This window comes from Rhizobium lentis (assembly GCF_017352135.1).
Classification (GTDB): domain Bacteria; phylum Pseudomonadota; class Alphaproteobacteria; order Rhizobiales; family Rhizobiaceae; genus Rhizobium; species Rhizobium lentis.
Genome location: NZ_CP071455.1, coordinates 357,506 through 374,227, shown reverse-complemented (window position 1 = coordinate 374,227; position 16,722 = coordinate 357,506). Strand labels below are relative to the sequence as shown.

General features: G+C 61.4%; 15 protein-coding genes. 9 read left to right on the top strand and 6 right to left on the bottom strand.

The genetic code is table 11. The annotated features are described in order from the left end of the window. Window positions 1–107 precede the first annotated feature (107 nt). From J0663_RS23900 to J0663_RS23890, 3 genes are all read left to right on the top strand, one after another. Window positions 108–2,036, top strand: coding sequence for a diguanylate cyclase (locus J0663_RS23900; protein WP_207245411.1), 1,929 nt, complete (start codon window positions 108–110; stop codon window positions 2,034–2,036). 101 nt (window positions 2,037–2,137) lie between these two features. Next, the gene (locus J0663_RS23895) at window positions 2,138–4,432 is read left to right on the top strand and encodes an FdhF/YdeP family oxidoreductase (RefSeq protein WP_207245410.1); all 2,295 of its coding nucleotides are present in this window, start codon (window positions 2,138–2,140) and stop codon (window positions 4,430–4,432) included. Then, window positions 4,429–4,701, top strand: coding sequence for a hypothetical protein (locus tag J0663_RS23890; RefSeq protein ID WP_207245409.1), 273 nt, complete (start codon window positions 4,429–4,431; stop codon window positions 4,699–4,701). The genes J0663_RS23895 and J0663_RS23890 overlap by 4 nt, the downstream gene beginning before the upstream one ends. 56 nt (window positions 4,702–4,757) lie before the next feature. On the opposite strand, the gene J0663_RS23885 is transcribed toward J0663_RS23890, so the two are convergent. Further along, entirely contained in the window at window positions 4,758–5,756 is a 999-nt protein-coding gene (locus J0663_RS23885; RefSeq protein WP_207245408.1) for an AraC family transcriptional regulator, read from the bottom strand. A gap of 184 nt (window positions 5,757–5,940) precedes the next feature. Here J0663_RS23885 and J0663_RS23880 point away from each other — a divergent pair, with 184 nt between their 5' ends. Then, window positions 5,941–6,144, top strand: a complete 204-nt coding sequence (locus J0663_RS23880) for a hypothetical protein (protein WP_207245407.1) — start codon at window positions 5,941–5,943, stop codon at window positions 6,142–6,144. A 696-nt stretch (window positions 6,145–6,840) separates the two neighbouring features. Here J0663_RS23880 and J0663_RS23875 read toward each other — a convergent pair. The 5 genes from J0663_RS23875 to J0663_RS23855 form a co-directional block, all read right to left on the bottom strand. Beyond that, a complete protein-coding gene (locus J0663_RS23875) occupies window positions 6,841–7,920 on the bottom strand; it encodes a quaternary amine ABC transporter ATP-binding protein (RefSeq protein WP_207245406.1) in 1,080 nt (359 codons plus the stop codon). Further along, window positions 7,913–8,800 (bottom strand): ABC transporter permease, encoded by an 888-nt coding sequence (locus J0663_RS23870; RefSeq protein ID WP_207245405.1) that lies wholly within the window; start codon window positions 8,798–8,800, stop codon window positions 7,913–7,915. Before J0663_RS23870 ends, J0663_RS23875 begins: the two co-directional genes overlap by 8 nt. Before the next feature lie 95 nt (window positions 8,801–8,895). After that, a complete protein-coding gene (locus tag J0663_RS23865) occupies window positions 8,896–9,897 on the bottom strand; it encodes an ABC transporter substrate-binding protein (RefSeq protein ID WP_207245404.1) in 1,002 nt (333 codons plus the stop codon). Window positions 9,898–9,965: 68 nt separating this feature from the next. Further along, window positions 9,966–10,760 carry a pyrroline-5-carboxylate reductase family protein gene (locus tag J0663_RS23860; RefSeq protein WP_207245403.1) on the bottom strand — a complete coding sequence of 265 codons (795 nt, stop codon included), beginning with the start codon at window positions 10,758–10,760 and terminating at the stop codon, window positions 9,966–9,968. A 10-nt stretch (window positions 10,761–10,770) separates the two neighbouring features. Next, window positions 10,771–11,400, bottom strand: coding sequence for a TetR/AcrR family transcriptional regulator (locus tag J0663_RS23855; RefSeq protein ID WP_207245402.1), 630 nt, complete (start codon window positions 11,398–11,400; stop codon window positions 10,771–10,773). A gap of 146 nt (window positions 11,401–11,546) precedes the next feature. On the opposite strand from J0663_RS23855, the gene J0663_RS23850 reads away from it, so the two are divergent. Genes J0663_RS23850 through J0663_RS23830 form a run of 5 tightly spaced genes read left to right on the top strand, consistent with a single transcriptional unit; the run spans window position 11,547 to window position 16,680 of the window. Further along, complete coding sequence (locus J0663_RS23850; RefSeq protein ID WP_207245401.1) at window positions 11,547–13,583, top strand: NADH:flavin oxidoreductase; 2,037 nt, start codon at window positions 11,547–11,549, stop codon at window positions 13,581–13,583. Between the two features lie 48 nt (window positions 13,584–13,631). Continuing rightward, window positions 13,632–14,234: a dimethylsulfoniopropionate lyase gene (locus tag J0663_RS23845; RefSeq protein ID WP_207245400.1), complete on the top strand. Its 603-nt coding sequence runs from the start codon at window positions 13,632–13,634 to the stop codon at window positions 14,232–14,234. Window positions 14,235–14,267: 33 nt separating this feature from the next. Further along, window positions 14,268–15,017, top strand: coding sequence for an electron transfer flavoprotein subunit beta/FixA family protein (locus J0663_RS23840; RefSeq protein ID WP_207245399.1), 750 nt, complete (start codon window positions 14,268–14,270; stop codon window positions 15,015–15,017). 25 nt (window positions 15,018–15,042) lie between these two features. Beyond that, a complete protein-coding gene (locus tag J0663_RS23835; protein WP_207245398.1) occupies window positions 15,043–15,972 on the top strand; it encodes an electron transfer flavoprotein subunit alpha/FixB family protein in 930 nt (309 codons plus the stop codon). A gap of 15 nt (window positions 15,973–15,987) precedes the next feature. Beyond that, window positions 15,988–16,680 (top strand): dimethylsulfonioproprionate lyase family protein, encoded by a 693-nt coding sequence (locus J0663_RS23830; RefSeq protein WP_207245397.1) that lies wholly within the window; start codon window positions 15,988–15,990, stop codon window positions 16,678–16,680. Window positions 16,681–16,722 lie beyond the last annotated feature (42 nt).

Here is a 16,722-nt window from a genome sequence, read left to right as displayed (position 1 = left end):
GCTGACACCGTCCTCGAGGTGCAGAACCGTCATATCCTGGCGCATCGGCTCCAGTGAATGACACATCCGGCCCTCCAATTTAACGAAGCCCAAACCAGTATTGTCGTATGATAGGAGAATTACATGGTCGTGAAGGTGGATCCAACGCGGTGAATGGCATCTGGACGCAATTCGGTGGCAACCTATCCTTCGTGTCTCTGGCGATGTCGCTCTGGGCCCTGTTTTCGATCCAGTTTCAGCGCCGTTCCTTCACGCAGGAGAAGATCGCCTTCGGGATGATAGCCGGCGGCGCGTCGATCGGATCGATATTGCTCGCCATCGAATTCCATCCCGGGATCTATATCGACCTGCGATTCTCTCCACTTGCCTTGGCCGGCATGTTCGGGGGGCCGATTGCAGCGGCGTTTGCTGCATCGCTGGCGATCGCCTTCCGCTTTGCCGTCGGCGGCGCGGCGATGGTCGACGGGATCGTCACAATTGCATTGGCGACCGGCATCGGCGTGGCCGGCCATTTCTGGACTCGCAAGAGATCCCCCGGTTTTACGGAGGTTGTTCTGCTCAGCCTGGCCCTTGGCGGTGTACTGGTTGCTACAATGGCCTTGCTTCCCACGCTCGTGACTGCCCATGTGCTGGCCGGAGTGGGCTTTCCCCTGACGGCTTTCAATTGTCTGGCGACCGTGCTGGGTGGCTTTGTCCTGCTCAAGACGCAGCAATGGGAGCTCGAACGCAGCATTTTGGTGACGGCATTTTCGCAATCGCCCGACTATCTCTATGTGAAGGACCGAAACAGCCGGTTCATCACCGTCAATGAAAACATGACGCGCCTGTTTCGTTTCAGGACGACGGCGGAGATGACCGGATTGTCGGATTTTAATCTGATGTCGCCGCCGCTCGCTGAAGAGCTGTATCATCTCGAACAGCAGGTGATGGAGACAGGGACGCCGCTGATCGACTCAATTGAGCGGATCGAAGGCCGTTTCCTGCTCGCTTCCAAGGTGCCGCTCAGGGATAAGCAGGGACGGATCATCGGTCTTGCAGGCGTAACGCGTGACGTGACCGAGCGTACAGCGCTGGAGCGGGAGCTGCGCGAAAGCAAGAACCTGCTGTCGCATGCGATGGCGAATATGTCCGACGGCATCGCCATGTACGACCGCAAAGGGTTTCTTGTCTTTTGCAACGATCAGTACCGCACCGCTTTTCCGCTCTCCGGAGACGCCCGCGTGGTCGGCGCGCATATCAGCGACATCCTGCGCCGCGTCGTCGAAACCGGCGAGCGGCCGGCTATCGCAGAGGGTGATCCGGAAGAGTGGATCAAGACAGCCACCGCTTTGCTGCACAGCAATAAGGATGAGGAGGTTCAGCTTTACAACGGTGATTGGCGCAGCATCCGCACAAGGATTGCCGGGGACGGCACGGCGATGGCCGTCGTCTCGGATATCACGGCGACGAAGCAGGCAGAAATCGCGCTCAGGCTGTCGGCCGAGCAATTGAAGAACCTAGCCGAGACCGACGGGCTTACCGGCATGGTCAATCGCCGTGCTTTCGACGAAGCCTTCGCTCGTGAGACCGCCGGCGGCGCCAGGAAAAACACGCCGTTCAGCCTGTTGATGGTCGATATCGACCGCTTCAAAGCCTATAACGACACCTATGGCCATCCCGCCGGCGACCAATGCCTGCGCGTCGTCAGCAAGTGCCTGCGCCAGTCCGTCAGCCGGCCGGCGGACATCGTGGCACGCTACGGCGGAGAGGAATTCGCCGTGTTCCTTCCCGACACCAGCGCCAAGGGGGCGATGATCGTCGCCGAGCAGTTCGCGCGTCGCCTGGCTGAGGAGAATATCATTCATTCCGGCAGCGAATTCGGGCGGGTCACGGCCAGTATCGGCATATCCTGCGCGACAGGGGCGACCCTGCGGACCAGCCCGAACCGTCTGCTGGTCGAGGCCGACGCGGCCCTCTATGAGGCCAAAACCCAAGGCCGCAACCGCATCCTGGCACATTCCCGCGAGAACGGGCATGCGCTGAAGGAAGCGGGTTAGGCCGCATCCCGGTAACCTTCACATTGGCTCGATAGGATTTTTCTATCGAGCCATCGCTCCTATGCCCTTGATGTTTATCGCAATTCGACAATACAGGGCGCATGGACACGAAATTCATCGGGAAGAAATCGGCCGCCGCCGGCGGCTGGGGCGCTTTGAAAAGCTGCGGCAAGCAATTGCTCCAAAGCGGTATGCCGATCTCCGGCGCGCGGACGATGCTGAAGGCAAACCAGCCGGATGGGTTTGATTGCCCGGGCTGCGCCTGGGGCGATCCGGAACATGGATCGTCGTTCGAATTCTGCGAAAACGGTGTAAAGGCCGTCGCCTGGGAAGCGACGGAGAAGCGGGCAACGCCTGCTTTCTTTGCTGACAATACGGTATCGCAGCTTCGCCAGTTGACGGATTATGAACTGGAACTCAACGGCCGCCTGACGCATCCGATGCGTTACGATGCGGCGAGCGACCGGTATCTTCCAGTTGCATGGGAGGATGCCTTCGCCGAAATCGGAGCCATTCTCAAGGCGCTCGATAATCCCAACCGGGCGGAATTCTACACGTCCGGCCGGGCGAGCAACGAGGCAGCCTTTCTCTACCAGCTGTTCGTGCGCGTCTACGGCACCAACAATTTTCCCGACTGCTCCAACATGTGCCACGAGGCAAGCGGCATCGCCATGCGCCAGGCGGTCGGCGTGGGCAAGGGCACCGTGCTTCTGGAGGACTTCGAAGAGGCCGACGCGATCTTCGTGATCGGGCAGAACCCGGGCACCAACCATCCGCGAATGCTCGGCGACCTGCGCCGGGCGGCGCTTCGCGGCGCGCGCATCGTCGTCTTCAATCCGATCCGCGAACGCGGCCTGGAGCGCTTCTCCGATCCGCAGGACAAGCTCGAGATGCTGCGCGGTGGTTCGACCGACATCGCCAGCCTTTATCTCCAGCCGCAACTCGGCGGCGATATGGCCGCGGTGCGAGGTATGGCGAAGGCCGTGCTGGCCGCGGAAAACGAAGCGGTCGCCGCCGGTCTGCCCTCCGTTCTCGATCATGCATTCCTCACCGAACATTGCGCGGGTTTTGCGGAATATCGGGCAGCGGTCGAGGCGACGAGCTGGGCTGATATAGAGGACCAATCGGGACTGAGGCGGCAGGAAATCAAACGGGCGGCCGATGTCTACATCAATGCCGAGCGGGTCATCTGCACCTGGGCGATGGGCGTGACCCAGCATCTGCATTCCGTCGCGACGATCCGCGAGATCGCCAATTTCATGTTCCTGCGCGGCAATATCGGCCGGCCTGGCGCCGGCCTTTGCCCGGTTCGAGGGCATTCCAACGTGCAGGGCGACCGCACCGTCGGCATCAACGAAAAGCCATCGGACGATTTCCTCGATGCGCTGGAGAAGCATTTCGGCTTCGCCGTTCCTCGCGAACATGGCCACAATGTCGTTGCCGCGATCGGCGCGATGCTCGACGGCTCGGCCGAGGCCTTCATCGGGCTTGGCGGCAATTTCGCCCGCGCCACCCCCGACAGCGCACTTGTCGAGAAAGCGCTGCGGGGGCTGAAGCTGACGGTGCACATCGCGACCAAGCCGAACCATTCGCATCTGATCCCCGGCGAGGCGGCCTTTATCCTCCCCTGCCTCGGGCGTACCGAGATGGATCTGAACGCTGCCGGCAACTCCCAGCTCGTGAGCGTCGAGGATTCGATGAGCATGGTGCACGGTTCCGCCGGCATCAATCGTCCGGCCTCACCGCACCTCCTCTCGGAGGTCGCCATCATTGCCGGCATTGCGCAGGCGACGGTCGGCACCTCAGTGGTCGACTGGGCGGAGCTTGCCGATGACTACGACCGCATCCGCGATCATATCGAGGCGACCATTCCTGGCTTTGAAAACTACAATGCGCGCCTGCGCAAGCCGCGCGGTTTTCATCTGCGCAATTCGGCCGCCCATCGGGAGTGGCAGACGCCGGCGGGCAAGGCATCATTCTCCTGCCAGCCGCTTCCAGAGGAGACGGTGCACCAGCGTGCGCGAAAAGGCGCGGGGCGTTTCGCCCTGCAGACGTTCCGGTCGCACGACCAATACAATACGACGGTCTACGGTCTCAATGATCGATACCGCGGTGTCTACGGAGAGCGGCAGGTCATCTTCATTCATCCGGCAGACCTGGAGGCGATGACTGCCAAGCCCGGTGACCGTGTCGACGTGATCGGCGGGCACGATGAGGGCATCGAGCGCATCGCGCGGGATTTCCGCTTCGTGCCCTATGACATTCCGCGCGGCAGCATTGCCGGTTATTATCCGGAACTGAACGTGCTCGTGCCGCTTGGCAGTGCCGGCGAGGAAAGCGATACGCCGACCTCGAAATCGATCATGGTTTCCTTCCGCAAGCGAGACGCCGCGTGAAGGAAGAGGCGTCCAGCGCCGACCGGTTTCTTGCTCTTGTTGCCGCGGCGCAAGAGAGAGATATGAGACTGAGCTCGATACAGGCCGGACTGCTCGTCGCCGCCGAGCTCGGGATTGCATGCGACAGCCGCTCCTTTGCGCATAAGCTCGGGATCGCACATGCCCTTGTGTTGCGGGAACTCAGTGCCCTGGCGGAGCGTGATGCACTTCAAATCGTCGAGCGGGATCCGAGGACAATGCGGGTGCACTACAGGCTGGCCGCGCTCTAAAACACAAAAGGCGCAGATAGCGAGGCTGGTACGTCGCGACACGCGTCCGATGCAGGTTACCGGCGGCTCACGCGCTTTCTCGTGTCGGAGGGATATTCTCCGTACGTCGCCTTGTAGACGGAGGAAAATCGGCCGAAATGAAAGAAGCCCCATTTCAGGCAGATGGCCTTCATCGTCTCCTTGCTCTCGGGATCGAGGAGATCCTGGCGTGTGGCGCGCAGACGAAGTGTCAGCAGGTAGGCGGCGGGTGACGTACCCTTGAAGGCCCGGAAACCGGTTTCGAGCGCTCTGCTTGAGACGCCGGCCGCTTCTGCCACCTTCAGCATGGTGATCGGCTGGTCGATATTTGCCTGCATGAATTCGATGGCCCTTCGCACATGCTTGGGAGCAATCAGAGCCGGCCCCCTTTCCAGGAAATGAGACAGCCGGTGCGGCACCATCCGCACGATCAGATCGGCAAGCGCCTGCGTCATGTGCGCCATGGCGATCGGCGACTGCAGCAGCGGGCCGTCGTCACGCATGCCAATGATGATCGTTTCCGTGAGGTTGCCGATCGTCCGGCCGACCGGCGTCGACAGGTCCAGTTCGGGCAGCAGGTCGAGTGAGCCGCTGAACGGCATCTCGAATGTCTGGCCGATCGTCTGGAGGATGACGGGCCAGTTGATCAGCAGCTCGTCGATGACATTCCCTTCCCCATGCATGAGAACGCTGTCGGGTTCGAAATTGTTGTAGAGAAGCAGCTTTCCTTGCCCGGCCTCGGCTTTGCGTGGCCCGTAGGTGACGCCCATACCGCCGCGGCGCGGGACGACGAGCGACAAGTACTCCGCCGTGCTGGGGGTGGGCTCGATATTGAATTGGAACTCTGCCTCATGATAGCCCGTCAGCAGGACTGCGCTATCCGTCACCGAAAAATCCAATCCCCAATGGAAGTCCTTGGCGCGGCCGACAGGCTCGGCGTCAAACGCGCCAAAGGCGCCGCCGAGGGTTTCCACCATGTTGTCGAAGGACGAACCGTGGAATCGGAAGGAGAATGGCTGGGCGCTGTCTTCCGTCATGTTGTTCCCCCCGTTATCTCACCGGCGCCGAGGACGGCGCGACGCCTCGCCCGCCTGATCGGATGAGGTACGTCGTCCTGGTTTGCACGCCGCCGAGCTTCATCTCTCCCTCGCGCTTGGTCAGGACCTGATGGAGAGCAAGATGAACGAGCCTTGGTCGTATGTTAGCGGATAAGAGGTCAGAGTGCAGCAAGCGGCAGCGATGCGGGTGTCGGTATTGCTGGTCGAGGCAAGCGGGTACACCTTGAGCCCCGAGTGTCGCGGGCGCCGGAAATATGAACTTTTTAAATGCTTTATCGACAATTTCCATCTGTCGGATTTGCTGGTCGGTCGACCGGAGCCGACAGGACCGACAGCACTTGGCAAGGCCTTGGAACAGCTCGCCTGATGGAAATCCGGTGATGAAACGATTAGCCAGCCTGTGCAGGGATGGCGCATTCAATGCGCCATTCAAAGTCGCCTGCCGAAGGTTCTAAAGTGGACCGCTCGAGATAGCCTTCGGCAGGCCGACAGGTTGGCATACGCACGGGATGGAGTGCGTATGGATGCAATCCCTTCCATCATTTGGGGTAATCGATGGAGGAATTTTGGCTTCCAGACCGTAGGCCATCATGGCCTCGGTCGGGTTCACTTTAGTGTTCCGCAGCCACGGAGCAATTGTCGGGCGCCGATATTGTTGGTCAATCAGCTTTTCGCGACGCAGTCTGGACTGGTCCTGCGCAAAACGTACAAGCTTGCGCTTTGCTGCCCATCGCCGGCGCCATCATAAGACTCGGTGCGGGGGAATAGGAGCCTGTCGCCAGGATGACGGCGTCTACATCCGATTCCTCGACATAAGAGTTGATCCGGATGTCGATTCCGAGCTTTGTCAGTTGCCGCTCGTACCAGCGACACGGTCGAGGATCCGCCCCCGGTGAGGCTGCGTTCCGGCAGCCAGAAATTGTTGCCGAGCCGGCTGGATGTTTCCGCGAGGATGACACTGTGGCCTCCCTCGGCGGCCGCGCGGGCGGCTTTGGCGGTTGCAGTACCGGGCGACCGCCGCGCCAATCTCAGCGGCCAACCGGGGGAGGCCGTCCGCGGAGAGTCAGAGAGCGACCGAAAGGGTGCTATTGCGTGGGGCAGCCACCTCCTGCGAGTTCACCATAGCGCCGGCGAGCTGGCGGAAGGTGACAAGGCCCAGGGTTTCCCCCGACGGTGAAACCACACGAGCATCATCGTCCGGCGTCGAAGCCAGCATTCGGACGGCCTCTTCGACGGTCGTGCCCGAGACGATCGTCAGGCCACCCGCCGCCGTGGGAGAATGCAGCGGCGTCATGACCGCCTCGACATGGACGACCCGGCCGCGGTTCACCTCCTTGACGAAGTTGGCGATGTAGTCGTCGGCCGGGCGCAGCACGATGTCCTGGCTGGTGCCCTGCTGAATGACTTCGCCGTCGCGCAGGATGGCAATCTGATCGCCAAGGCGCAGCGCCTCGTCGAGATCGTGGGTGATGAAGACGATGGTCTTCTTGATCTCCTTCTGAATGTCGAGGAGGACCGTCTGCATATCCGTTCGGATCAGCGGATCGAGCGCCGAATAGGCTTCGTCCATGAGGAGCACCGGCGCATCGTTGGAGAGCGCCCGCGCCAGGCCGACGCGCTGCTGCATGCCGCCGGAAAGCTGGTTGGGATATTTCTGCTCGAAGCCCTTCAGTCCGACGCGCTCGATCCAGCGCATGGCGACGTCGATGGCTTTTGCGCGCTCCATACCCTGCACTTCGAGACCGAAGATAGTGTTGTCGAGGACGTTTCGGTGCGGCAGAAGCGCGAATTTCTGGAACACCATGGCCGTCTGCTGCCGGCGGAATGTCCGCAATTCGGCCTCGTTCATCTTCACGACATCGACGCCGTCGACCAGCACTTCGCCTGATGTCGGGTCGATCAGCCTGTTGATGTGGCGGATGAGCGTCGACTTGCCCGAACCGGAAAGGCCCATGATGACCTGGATCCGGCCGGAGGGGATCTCGATATTGATATCCCTCAGTCCCAGCACGTGCCCATGTTTAGCATTGAGTTCGGCCTTCGTCAGGCCGTTGCGGACCGCTTCGACATAGTCCGCCGGATTGGGACCGAAGATCTTGTAGAGATTGCGGATCTCGATGCCGCCGAAATGATGCTCAGCCATGGACGGTCTCCCGATGTTTCTGGAGCCTTTTGCCATAAGCCTGGCTGACCCGGTCAAAGATGATGGCGATGCCGACGATGGCAAGGCCGTTGAAAATGCCAAGCGTGAAGTACTGGTTGGCGATCGCCTTCAGCACCGGCTGGCCGAGGCCCTGCACGCCGATCATCGAGGCGATGACCACCATGGCGAGCGCCATCATGATCGTCTGGTTGATGCCGGCCATGATGGTGGGAAGCGCGAGCGGCAGCTGCACCTTGAAGAGCTTCTGCGATCGCGATGTCCCGAAGGCGTCGGCCGCTTCGAGCACGTCCTTGTCGACCAGACGGATGCCGAGATCGGTCAAGCGGATCATCGGCGGGATGGCGTAGATGACGACGGCAATGAGGCCGGGCACCTTGCCGATGCCGAGCAGCATGACGACCGGGATGAGATAGACGAAGCTCGGCATCGTCTGCATGACGTCGAGGATCGGGTTGACGACGCGCTGGAGGCGGTCGGAGCGGGCCATCAGGATGCCGATCGGGATGCCGATGGCGATGGAGAGCACGGTGCAGACGAAGATCATCGAGACCGTCCGCATCGTATCGTCCCACATGTCGAAGTAGCCGATCAGCAGCAGCGTCACGAGACAGCCAAAGACGATCTTCGGGCTGCGGCTCGCAAACCATGCGATGGCCAGAATGATCGCAGTGATGATCGGCCACGGCGTCTGCGTCATGAAGCGCTCGGCGGCGATGAGGAAATGCTGAAGCGGGACGAACAGGCTTTCGATGCCGTCGCCATAGGCGCGCGTGAAGGCACGAAAACCGTCGTCGATCGCCTTCTTCAGATTTCGAAGCGCGTCGTCGTTCATGTGCGGGAATTTATAAAACCAGTCCATTCGGATCCCCTTTTTCTTCAAAGAGCCGTGGCAGTCTTTTTGATCTTATCGGCAGCGAGAGGCGGTGCGCTTTTCGCGCACCGCGATAGTCAATATTAAAGCGCAGCTTCGATTTTCTTGGCTGCCTCAGGCGTGACCCACTTGGTCCAGATGTCCTTGTTTTCTTCAAGGAAATGCTTGGCGCCGTCTTCGCCGGTCGCCTGGTTGTCGGTCATCCAGGCCATCAGTTTGTTGACCGTATCGTTGCTCCAGGAGCGCTTCTTCAGGTAGTCCATGACTTCGGGACCGACCTTTTCGGAGAAGGGCTTGGCCACCAGGGTTACGATTTTGTCGACAGGCCATGCCGCCGGCTTCGGATCGGGGCAATCGGCAACGGTGATGCAGCGCTTCCACTCGGCGGCATCTTCCGGCACGCCGGCTTCGAGCTTGACCATCTGATACTTGCCGAGTAGCGCGGTCGGCGCCCAGTAGTAGCCGACCCAGCCTTCCTTGCGTTCGTAAGCCTTGGCGATCGAACCGTCTAGGCCGGCAGCCGAACCGGTGTCCACGAGGGTGAAGCCGGCCTTGTCGGCTGCGAAGGCCTTATAGAGTTGCGAGGTGACGACGGTGCCGCCCCAGCCTTGCGGGCCGTTGACGATGGCGCCCTTCTTCGGATCCTCAGGATCGGGGAAGAGTTCCGGATGCTTCAGCACATCGCCGATCGTCTTGATATCGGGATGGGCGTCGGCGATATATTTCGGAATCCACCAGCCCTGAACGCCGCCGTCCGGCAGCGGTGAGCCGACTTGAACGATGCGGCCTTCTTCGGTGCCCTTCTTGACGACGTCGGGCAGCAGGTCGATCCAGGCTTCCGGCGCGATATCAGGCTGGCCCTTTTCGGCCATGGAGGTGATCGTCGGGACGGTGTCGCCAACGGTGATATCGGCGCTGCAGCCGTAACCTTCGTTCAGAATGAACTTGTCCAAGTTGGAGAGAACTTCGGCGCTCTGCCAGTTCATGCTGGCGATGGTGACGCTGCCGCATTCGGCGGCGCCGGCGAAAGACGCGCCGCCAATCAGGCCGAACGTCAAACATGTCGATGCGAGTAGTTTCTTCATTCTCGTTCCCTCTATTTAGCGGCAAATCTAGTCAGGCGGGGCGCCGCAGTACCCGCCCTCAACGGTCGTCAGGAAGCCTCTCCCATACTCACCGATTTCTTGAATGCCGCCGATAGTCCTTGCGCCAACGCAGCGTCGAACCCCGCGGCGCGCATGCCTTCGATGGCGGCCGCCGTTGTTCCGCGATAGTCGAGAAAGGCTTGAACAACATCGTCAGGAGATTCGTCGCGGCGCTCCAGCAAATGGCCCGCGCCGACCAGCACCGTATTGACGGCGCGGCGCGCGACCTCGGCCGTCAATCCGCGTGCGACGGCGTCGCGCATCATAGCCGCGCCAAGCAGCGCCGGGAATGCCGGACCGGAGCCGGTAAGGCCTGTGAGATAATCGATGTCGCTTTCCCTTTCGACCTCGTCTTCACATCCGCAGGTCTCGAAGATGGCGCGGACGACGGCGCGGTCGTCTTCCGTGATGCTGCTCGCGCCGATCCATGGCGTATAGGATTTCGCCACTTCCGCAGCGGCATTCGGCAGGGCGCGGACGACGCGGTCGGTCTTATGGCGCTCCGAAAGGGCCGCCAGGCGGATCCCGGCCATGACCGAGATGACGAGCTTGCCGGAGGCGTCGACGTCGAGACGACGCCAGTCATCGCGGCGGACGGAGAGAAGGATCACATCCGACCGGTCGGCAAGCTCCTGGCTGTCGGTGGTCCAGAAGGAATTCGGAAAACGCGGCGGCTGCCTGCTGCGATAGGAGAGACAGAGATTTTGAGGGTCGACCAGTCCGGAATCAAGAATCGACCCGGCAATGGCCCCGCCGAGCCAGCCGCCACCGCCAATAATGCCGATCCTCAAGGAAACGCTCATCTCGGTTTCCTCAGCCGGGCCTATAGCCATGCCGGGCGAAGAAGCGATCGAGCTCCCTTTGCTGCGGCACTTCGCCCGTGTAGATCGCGATGTATTCCGGAATCCGTTTCATGCGGACGGCGAGTTCCTCCTTCGACTGCATGGAGATGTACCCGATTTGGACGAGATAAGTTGTCCGCGCTCTGACATCTGATGTCGTTTCTGGTAACCCGAACCGCATAAACATGCGTTTCAGCGCCTCCAGCCGGATCTGGTCGGCCTGCTGGACATCGGCCAGAAGCTCATCGGACTGCAACGCCCAGCTGCGCACGGCAAACTCGAACTTGGCGTCGAAGAGCTCGGTGTTCAGCCAGCAATCGAAAACGTTGAGCATCGCTTCGGCGAGCGACTCGGCATAGGCTTCGGACTGCTTGACGATATTGCCGGTGTTTTTCTCGCGCCACCGCGCCACGAGCGCGCTCAACAGCTCCTCCCGATCCTTGAAGAACCAGTAGAAGCTCGTTCGCGAGAGATTGAGCTTCTTTGCGAGCGGCAGAATTTTCACCGAATCCACGCCGGATTCCAGCAATGACTGGTAGGCTGCCTCCAGCCATCCCTCCTGCGATCCGCGCCAGCCGGTGTCGTTCAAAGCTTGGTCCATAGATTATCTCCTACCAAATGGCACGGCGCGGCGCAAGAAAAATGTACACCAGTGTCTAAACCAATGACTCAAATGTTTTCATTGTTGACACATGTGTACATCGTCCTTACCGTCTGCTTCAATGTTTTAATCCGGAACCACCGTCCATGTCGAACGACCCCCTTCTTCAGCCCTATCAGCTCAAGCATCTGACGCTGCGTAACCGTATCATCGTGACCTCGCACGAGCCGGCCTATCCCGAGGACGGCATGCCGAAGGAGAGGTATCGGGCTTATGCGGTGGAGCGGGCGAAGGGCGGGGTGGCCTTGACGATGACGGCGGGCTCTGCCGCGGTTTCCAGGGACAGCCCGCCGGTCTTCAACAATCTGCTGGCTTATAAGGACGAGATCGTGCCCTGGATCAGGGAAATGACCGATGCCGTGCACGAGGAGGGGGCGGCGATCATGATCCAGCTCACTCATCTCGGCCGGCGCACGCGTTGGGACAAGGGAGACTGGCTGCCGGTCGTCGCCCCATCGCATCATCGCGAGGCCTCGCATCGCGCCTTCCCGAAGAAGGTGGAAGATTGGGACATCAAGCGCATCATCAAGGATTTCGCCGACGCGGCCGAAAGGATGAAGGCGGGCGGCATGGATGGAATCGAGCTGGAGGCCTACGGCCACCTGATCGACCAATTTGCGTCTCCGCTCACGAACGAACTCGACGACCCCTATGGCGGTGCGCTCGAAAACCGGATGCTCTTCTGTCTCGACGTGTTCAAGGCGATCCGCGAGAGGGTCGGGAACGAATTCATCCTCGGCGTGCGCTATACGGCCGACGAGTGTCTGCCCGGCGGCAACGGGCAGGCGGAAGGCATAGAGATTTCGAAGCGGTTGCGCGACAGCGGGCTCATCGACTATCTGAACGTCATTCGCGGTCACATCGATACGGACGCGGGTTTGACCGACGTCATTCCCATCCAGGGCATGGCCAACTCGCCGCACCTGGATTTTGCCGGCGAAATCCGTGCCGCGACCAACTTCCCGACCTTCCATGCCGCGAAGATTCCCGACGTCGCCACGGCGCGTCATGCCATCGCAGCCGGCAAAGTCGACATGGTCGGCATGACCCGCGCCCACATGACGGACCCGCACATCGTCCGCAAGATCATCGAGAAGCGGGAAGAGGATATCCGCCCCTGCGTCGGTGCCAACTATTGCCTCGACCGCATCTACCAGGGCGGGGCCGCCTACTGCATCCACAACGCCGCCACCGGCCGCGAACTGACCATGCCGCATATCCTGACGAAGGCCAATGTCCGGAAAAAGGTCGTCGTCGTCGGCGCCGGCCCGGCCGGTCTGGAGGCGGCGCGTGTCGCCGGAGAGCGCGGCCATGAGGTCGTGGTCTTCGAAGCGGCGAACAATGCCGGCGGTCAGATCCGGCTGACTGCCCAGAGCGAGCGCCGCAGGGAAATGATCAGTATCATCGACTGGCGCATGAGCCAGTGTGAGAAATACGATGTCACCTTCCACTTCAATAGCTGGGCCGAAGCCGACACGATCGAGGCGGAGAAGCCCGATGTCGTGATCATCGCCACCGGCGGCCTGCCGCATACCGAGGTTCTCTCAAGAGGCAACGAACTGGTGGTCTCCTCCTGGGACATCATCTCCGGCGACGTGAAGCCTGGAACCAATGTGCTGATCTTCGACGACGCCGGCGACCATGCCGGCCTTCAGGCCGCTGAATTTATCGCCAGGGCAGGAGCCAAGGTCGAGATCATGACACCGGACCGATCCTTCGCGCCCGAGGTCATGGCCATGAACCTGGTGCCCTATATGCGCTCGCTCCAGAAGCATGACGTGACGTTTACCGTCACCTACCGTCTGGAAGCAGTCGAAAAGAGCGGCAACCAGCTCGTCGCCCATGTCGGCAGCGATTATGGTGGAATTGCCCGGGAGCACAGTTACGACCAGATCGTCGTCAATCATGGCACCATCCCCCTCGACGAGCTTTATTTCGAGCTGAAGCCCAGTTCCAGCAATCTCGGCGAGGTCTCGCACGACGAGCTCCTTTCGGGAAAGCCCCAGTCCGTCGTTCGCAATCCCGAGGGGCGGTTCCAGCTGTTCCGCATCGGCGATGCCGTCGCTGCGCGCAATACGCATGCCGCCATTTATGACGCTCTGCGCATCGCAAAGGATCTATGATCGCGACAGCAGCCGGATCGCCGGCCGATCGTCTCGGGAGGGGTTGAGATGAACTTGCGCAATGAAAGCCTCCAGCACTTCCTGGAGGCGGCGAATGTGGCTTTCGATCAGTTCGCGAAAGCTCCAGAAGCCCGCCGTTCGATCGGTCAGATCTTTGCGGCGCTGGAGCGTCCGGGGAGCGCGCGGGCAGGAAAAGGAAGCCGGTTGCCCGTCTGTGATCAGCTCGATATGGCGCTCTCGGTCGATACGTCCTATGCTTGCCTGGCGCGATTGATCGAGGGTTTCAGAGGCATCGAGCCAATGCTTGAATGGCATCGGCGCACCAAGTATGACCACACGGCCAGCGACAATTTCGTCGATGGGCATGCCAATGCCTTGATCATCGGCCCGGGCGGATTGGAGGAGCGAAACGACCTGTGGCTCGGCGTGACGTTGATGGCGCCTCACGTGCGCTATCCCGACCACGACCATGCGCCGGAGGAAGTCTATCTCGTGCTTTCCAAGGGAGAGTTTCGACAAGGGGAGGGGGACTGGTTTTCGCCTGGGATCGGCGGATCGTTCTACAATATCCCCGGAATCAAACATGCCATGAGATCGGTCGATACACCGTTCTTCGCCTTCTGGGCACTGCTTGCCGAACAGCCGCACTGACGGCGGCCATTGAAGATATAAAGAGGTTCGCAAATGAAGATTCTCGTGCCCGTCAAGCGGGTTGTCGACTACAACGTGAAGATCCGTGTGAAGCCGGATGGCACGGGTGTCGAGCTTGCCAATGTGAAGATGTCGATGAACCCGTTCGACGAGATCTCGGTAGAAGAGGCGCTGAGATTGAAGGAAGCCGGCAAGGCTGAGGAAGTGGTGGTAGTCTCGATCGGTCCTGCCAAGGCCGAGGAGACGCTGCGGACGGCACTTGCCATGGGCGCCGACCGGGCGATCCTGGTCGAGACCGACGATGCCGTCGAACCGCTCGCCGTCGCCAAGATCCTGAAAGGGATCGCCGAAGCCGAACAGCCGGGGCTTGTCATCACCGGCAAGCAGGCGATCGACGACGATTCCAACCAGACCGGCCAGATGCTGGCGGCGCTGCTCGGCATGCCCCAGGCGACCTTCGCCTCGAAGATCGAGATCGGCGACGGCAAGGCGACCGTCACCCGCGAGGTCGACGGCGGCCTGCAGACGATCGAGATCAAGCTGCCGGCGGTGGTGACCACCGACCTGCGCTTGAACGAGCCGCGTTACGCCTCACTGCCGAACATCATGAAGGCGAAGAAGAAGCCGCTCGACAAGAAGGCGCCTGCCGATTTCGGCGTCGACACGACGCCGCGGCTGAAGGTGCTGAAGACCGAGGAACCGTCCGGCCGCAAGGCCGGCGTCAAGGTCAAGTCGGTCGCTGAGCTGGTCGACAAGCTGAAGAACGAAGCCGGCGTGCTGTAATCGGGCAAGAACAGGAGCAACCATCATGACCATTCTTCTTCTGGCCGATCACGACAATTCGAGCCTCTCCGACCAGACCACCAAGGCGCTGACCGCCGCAACCCAGATCGGCGGCGACATTCACATTCTCGTCGCCGGCAAGGGTGCCAGGGCTGCGGCCGATGCGGCCGCCAAACTTTCCGGCGTCTCTAAAGTGCTGCTTGCCGAAAGCGACGCGCTTGCCAACAATCTGGCCGAACCGCTCGCCGACCTGATCGTCTCGCTCGCCGGCTCCTATGACACGATCGTCTCGGCCGCGACCTCGGTCGGCAAGACGGTGCTGCCGCGGGTGGCAGCCCTCCTCGACGTCGCCCAGGTCTCGGAGATCATCGAGGTCGTCTCATCCGATACCTTCAAGCGGCCGATCTATGCCGGCAATGCCATTCAGACGGTGCAGGCAAGCGATGCCAAGAAGGTCATCACCGTGCGCACCGCTTCCTTCGCCGCCGCGCCGGCAGGCGGTTCTGCCGCCGTCGAGGCGATCCCGGCGGTGTCCGATCCGGGGCTGTCGCGTTTCGTCTCCGATGCGCTGTCGGCGTCGGAACGTCCGGAGCTGACCTCGGCGAAGATCATCATCTCCGGCGGCCGGGCGCTCGGCTCCTCCGAGAAGTTCAAGGAGGTCATTCTGCCGGTCGCCGACAAGCTCGGGGCGGCCGTCGGCGCCAGCCGCGCTGCCGTCGATGCCGGTTATGCGCCGAACGACTGGCAGGTCGGCCAGACCGGCAAGGTGGTGGCGCCCGATCTCTATATCGCGGCCGGCATCTCCGGGGCGATCCAGCATCTGGCCGGCATGAAGGACTCGAAGGTGATCGTCGCCATCAACAAGGACGAGGAGGCGCCGATCTTCCAGGTCGCCGACTACGGCCTCGTCGCCGATCTCTTCGAGGTCCTGCCGGAACTCGAAAAGGCGCTCTGAGCGGGGAGACCGAACGTGGCGCGCGCGGTGGGACGTCCAATCAAACCTGGTGCCGACCTTCTTCTGAACGATGACGAGAAGCCGGCATATATACGGCTGCACGACATCGGCAGGGAAAGGCGGCCTCGGCCGCTGCAGGAATTCCTCAACGACGTCGGCGGCCTGATGCTGTCGGCGGAAGCTCCTGCCGTCGCCAGTTTCGTTGCGGGCAAGGTCCTTCAGCGGCTGCTGAAAACAGGAAAGGTGCGCCCGGAGGGCGGGCCTCTTCCCGGCGTGCCCGAAGGGCTCGACGATGCCGTCCGCCATCTTGCAAAGTCGGGACGGAAATATGAGGCGATCGCCGGCCAGTTCCAGAGTCTCGCCGACAAGCTGCTCTGGAGACGCGGCCGCTCCGGGCCGTTTGCCAGCCTGAATTTCGGCAATACGCACTCCCATGCGGTCGTGGTCGGTCCCGGCGGCATGGAGGAGCGCGCCGATCTCAGGGTCGGCGTCATCTATATGGATCGCTACACCCGGTTCCCCGATCACGTTCAGACGCAGCCGCGCGCCTTCATCCTGCTTTCGCCGGGAGAAATCTGCCTTGGCGATTCCCAATGGTTTTCTGCCGCTACCGGCACAGTCTTTGCAAACGATGCCGGGCAATCCTTCGCGATAAGATGCACGGCCCAGCCTCTTCTGGCGGTTTGGTGCCAGGTCGAGCCGGGATGACCGGGCGAGGCCGAACCAGATCGTTTATCCGCATACGCAGCC

What these genes read in the sequence shown, in the direction of transcription:
- J0663_RS23900 (WP_207245411.1), top strand. Translation starts at nt 108, where the DNA reads ATGATAGGAGAATTACATGGTCGTGAAGGTGGATCCAACGCGGTGAAT.
- J0663_RS23895 (WP_207245410.1), top strand. Translation starts at nt 2,138, where the DNA reads ATGGACACGAAATTCATCGGGAAGAAATCGGCCGCCGCCGGCGGCTGG.
- J0663_RS23870 (WP_207245405.1), bottom strand. Translation starts at nt 8,800, where the DNA reads ATGGACTGGTTTTATAAATTCCCGCACATGAACGACGACGCGCTTCGA.
- J0663_RS23885 (WP_207245408.1), bottom strand. Translation starts at nt 5,756, where the DNA reads ATGACGGAAGACAGCGCCCAGCCATTCTCCTTCCGATTCCACGGTTCG.
- J0663_RS23865 (WP_207245404.1), bottom strand. Translation starts at nt 9,897, where the DNA reads ATGAAGAAACTACTCGCATCGACATGTTTGACGTTCGGCCTGATTGGC.
- J0663_RS23850 (WP_207245401.1), top strand. Translation starts at nt 11,547, where the DNA reads ATGTCGAACGACCCCCTTCTTCAGCCCTATCAGCTCAAGCATCTGACG.
- J0663_RS23845 (WP_207245400.1), top strand. Translation starts at nt 13,632, where the DNA reads ATGAACTTGCGCAATGAAAGCCTCCAGCACTTCCTGGAGGCGGCGAAT.
- J0663_RS23835 (WP_207245398.1), top strand. Translation starts at nt 15,043, where the DNA reads ATGACCATTCTTCTTCTGGCCGATCACGACAATTCGAGCCTCTCCGAC.
- J0663_RS23860 (WP_207245403.1), bottom strand. Translation starts at nt 10,760, where the DNA reads ATGAGCGTTTCCTTGAGGATCGGCATTATTGGCGGTGGCGGCTGGCTC.
- J0663_RS23840 (WP_207245399.1), top strand. Translation starts at nt 14,268, where the DNA reads ATGAAGATTCTCGTGCCCGTCAAGCGGGTTGTCGACTACAACGTGAAG.
- J0663_RS23875 (WP_207245406.1), bottom strand. Translation starts at nt 7,920, where the DNA reads ATGGCTGAGCATCATTTCGGCGGCATCGAGATCCGCAATCTCTACAAG.
- J0663_RS23855 (WP_207245402.1), bottom strand. Translation starts at nt 11,400, where the DNA reads ATGGACCAAGCTTTGAACGACACCGGCTGGCGCGGATCGCAGGAGGGA.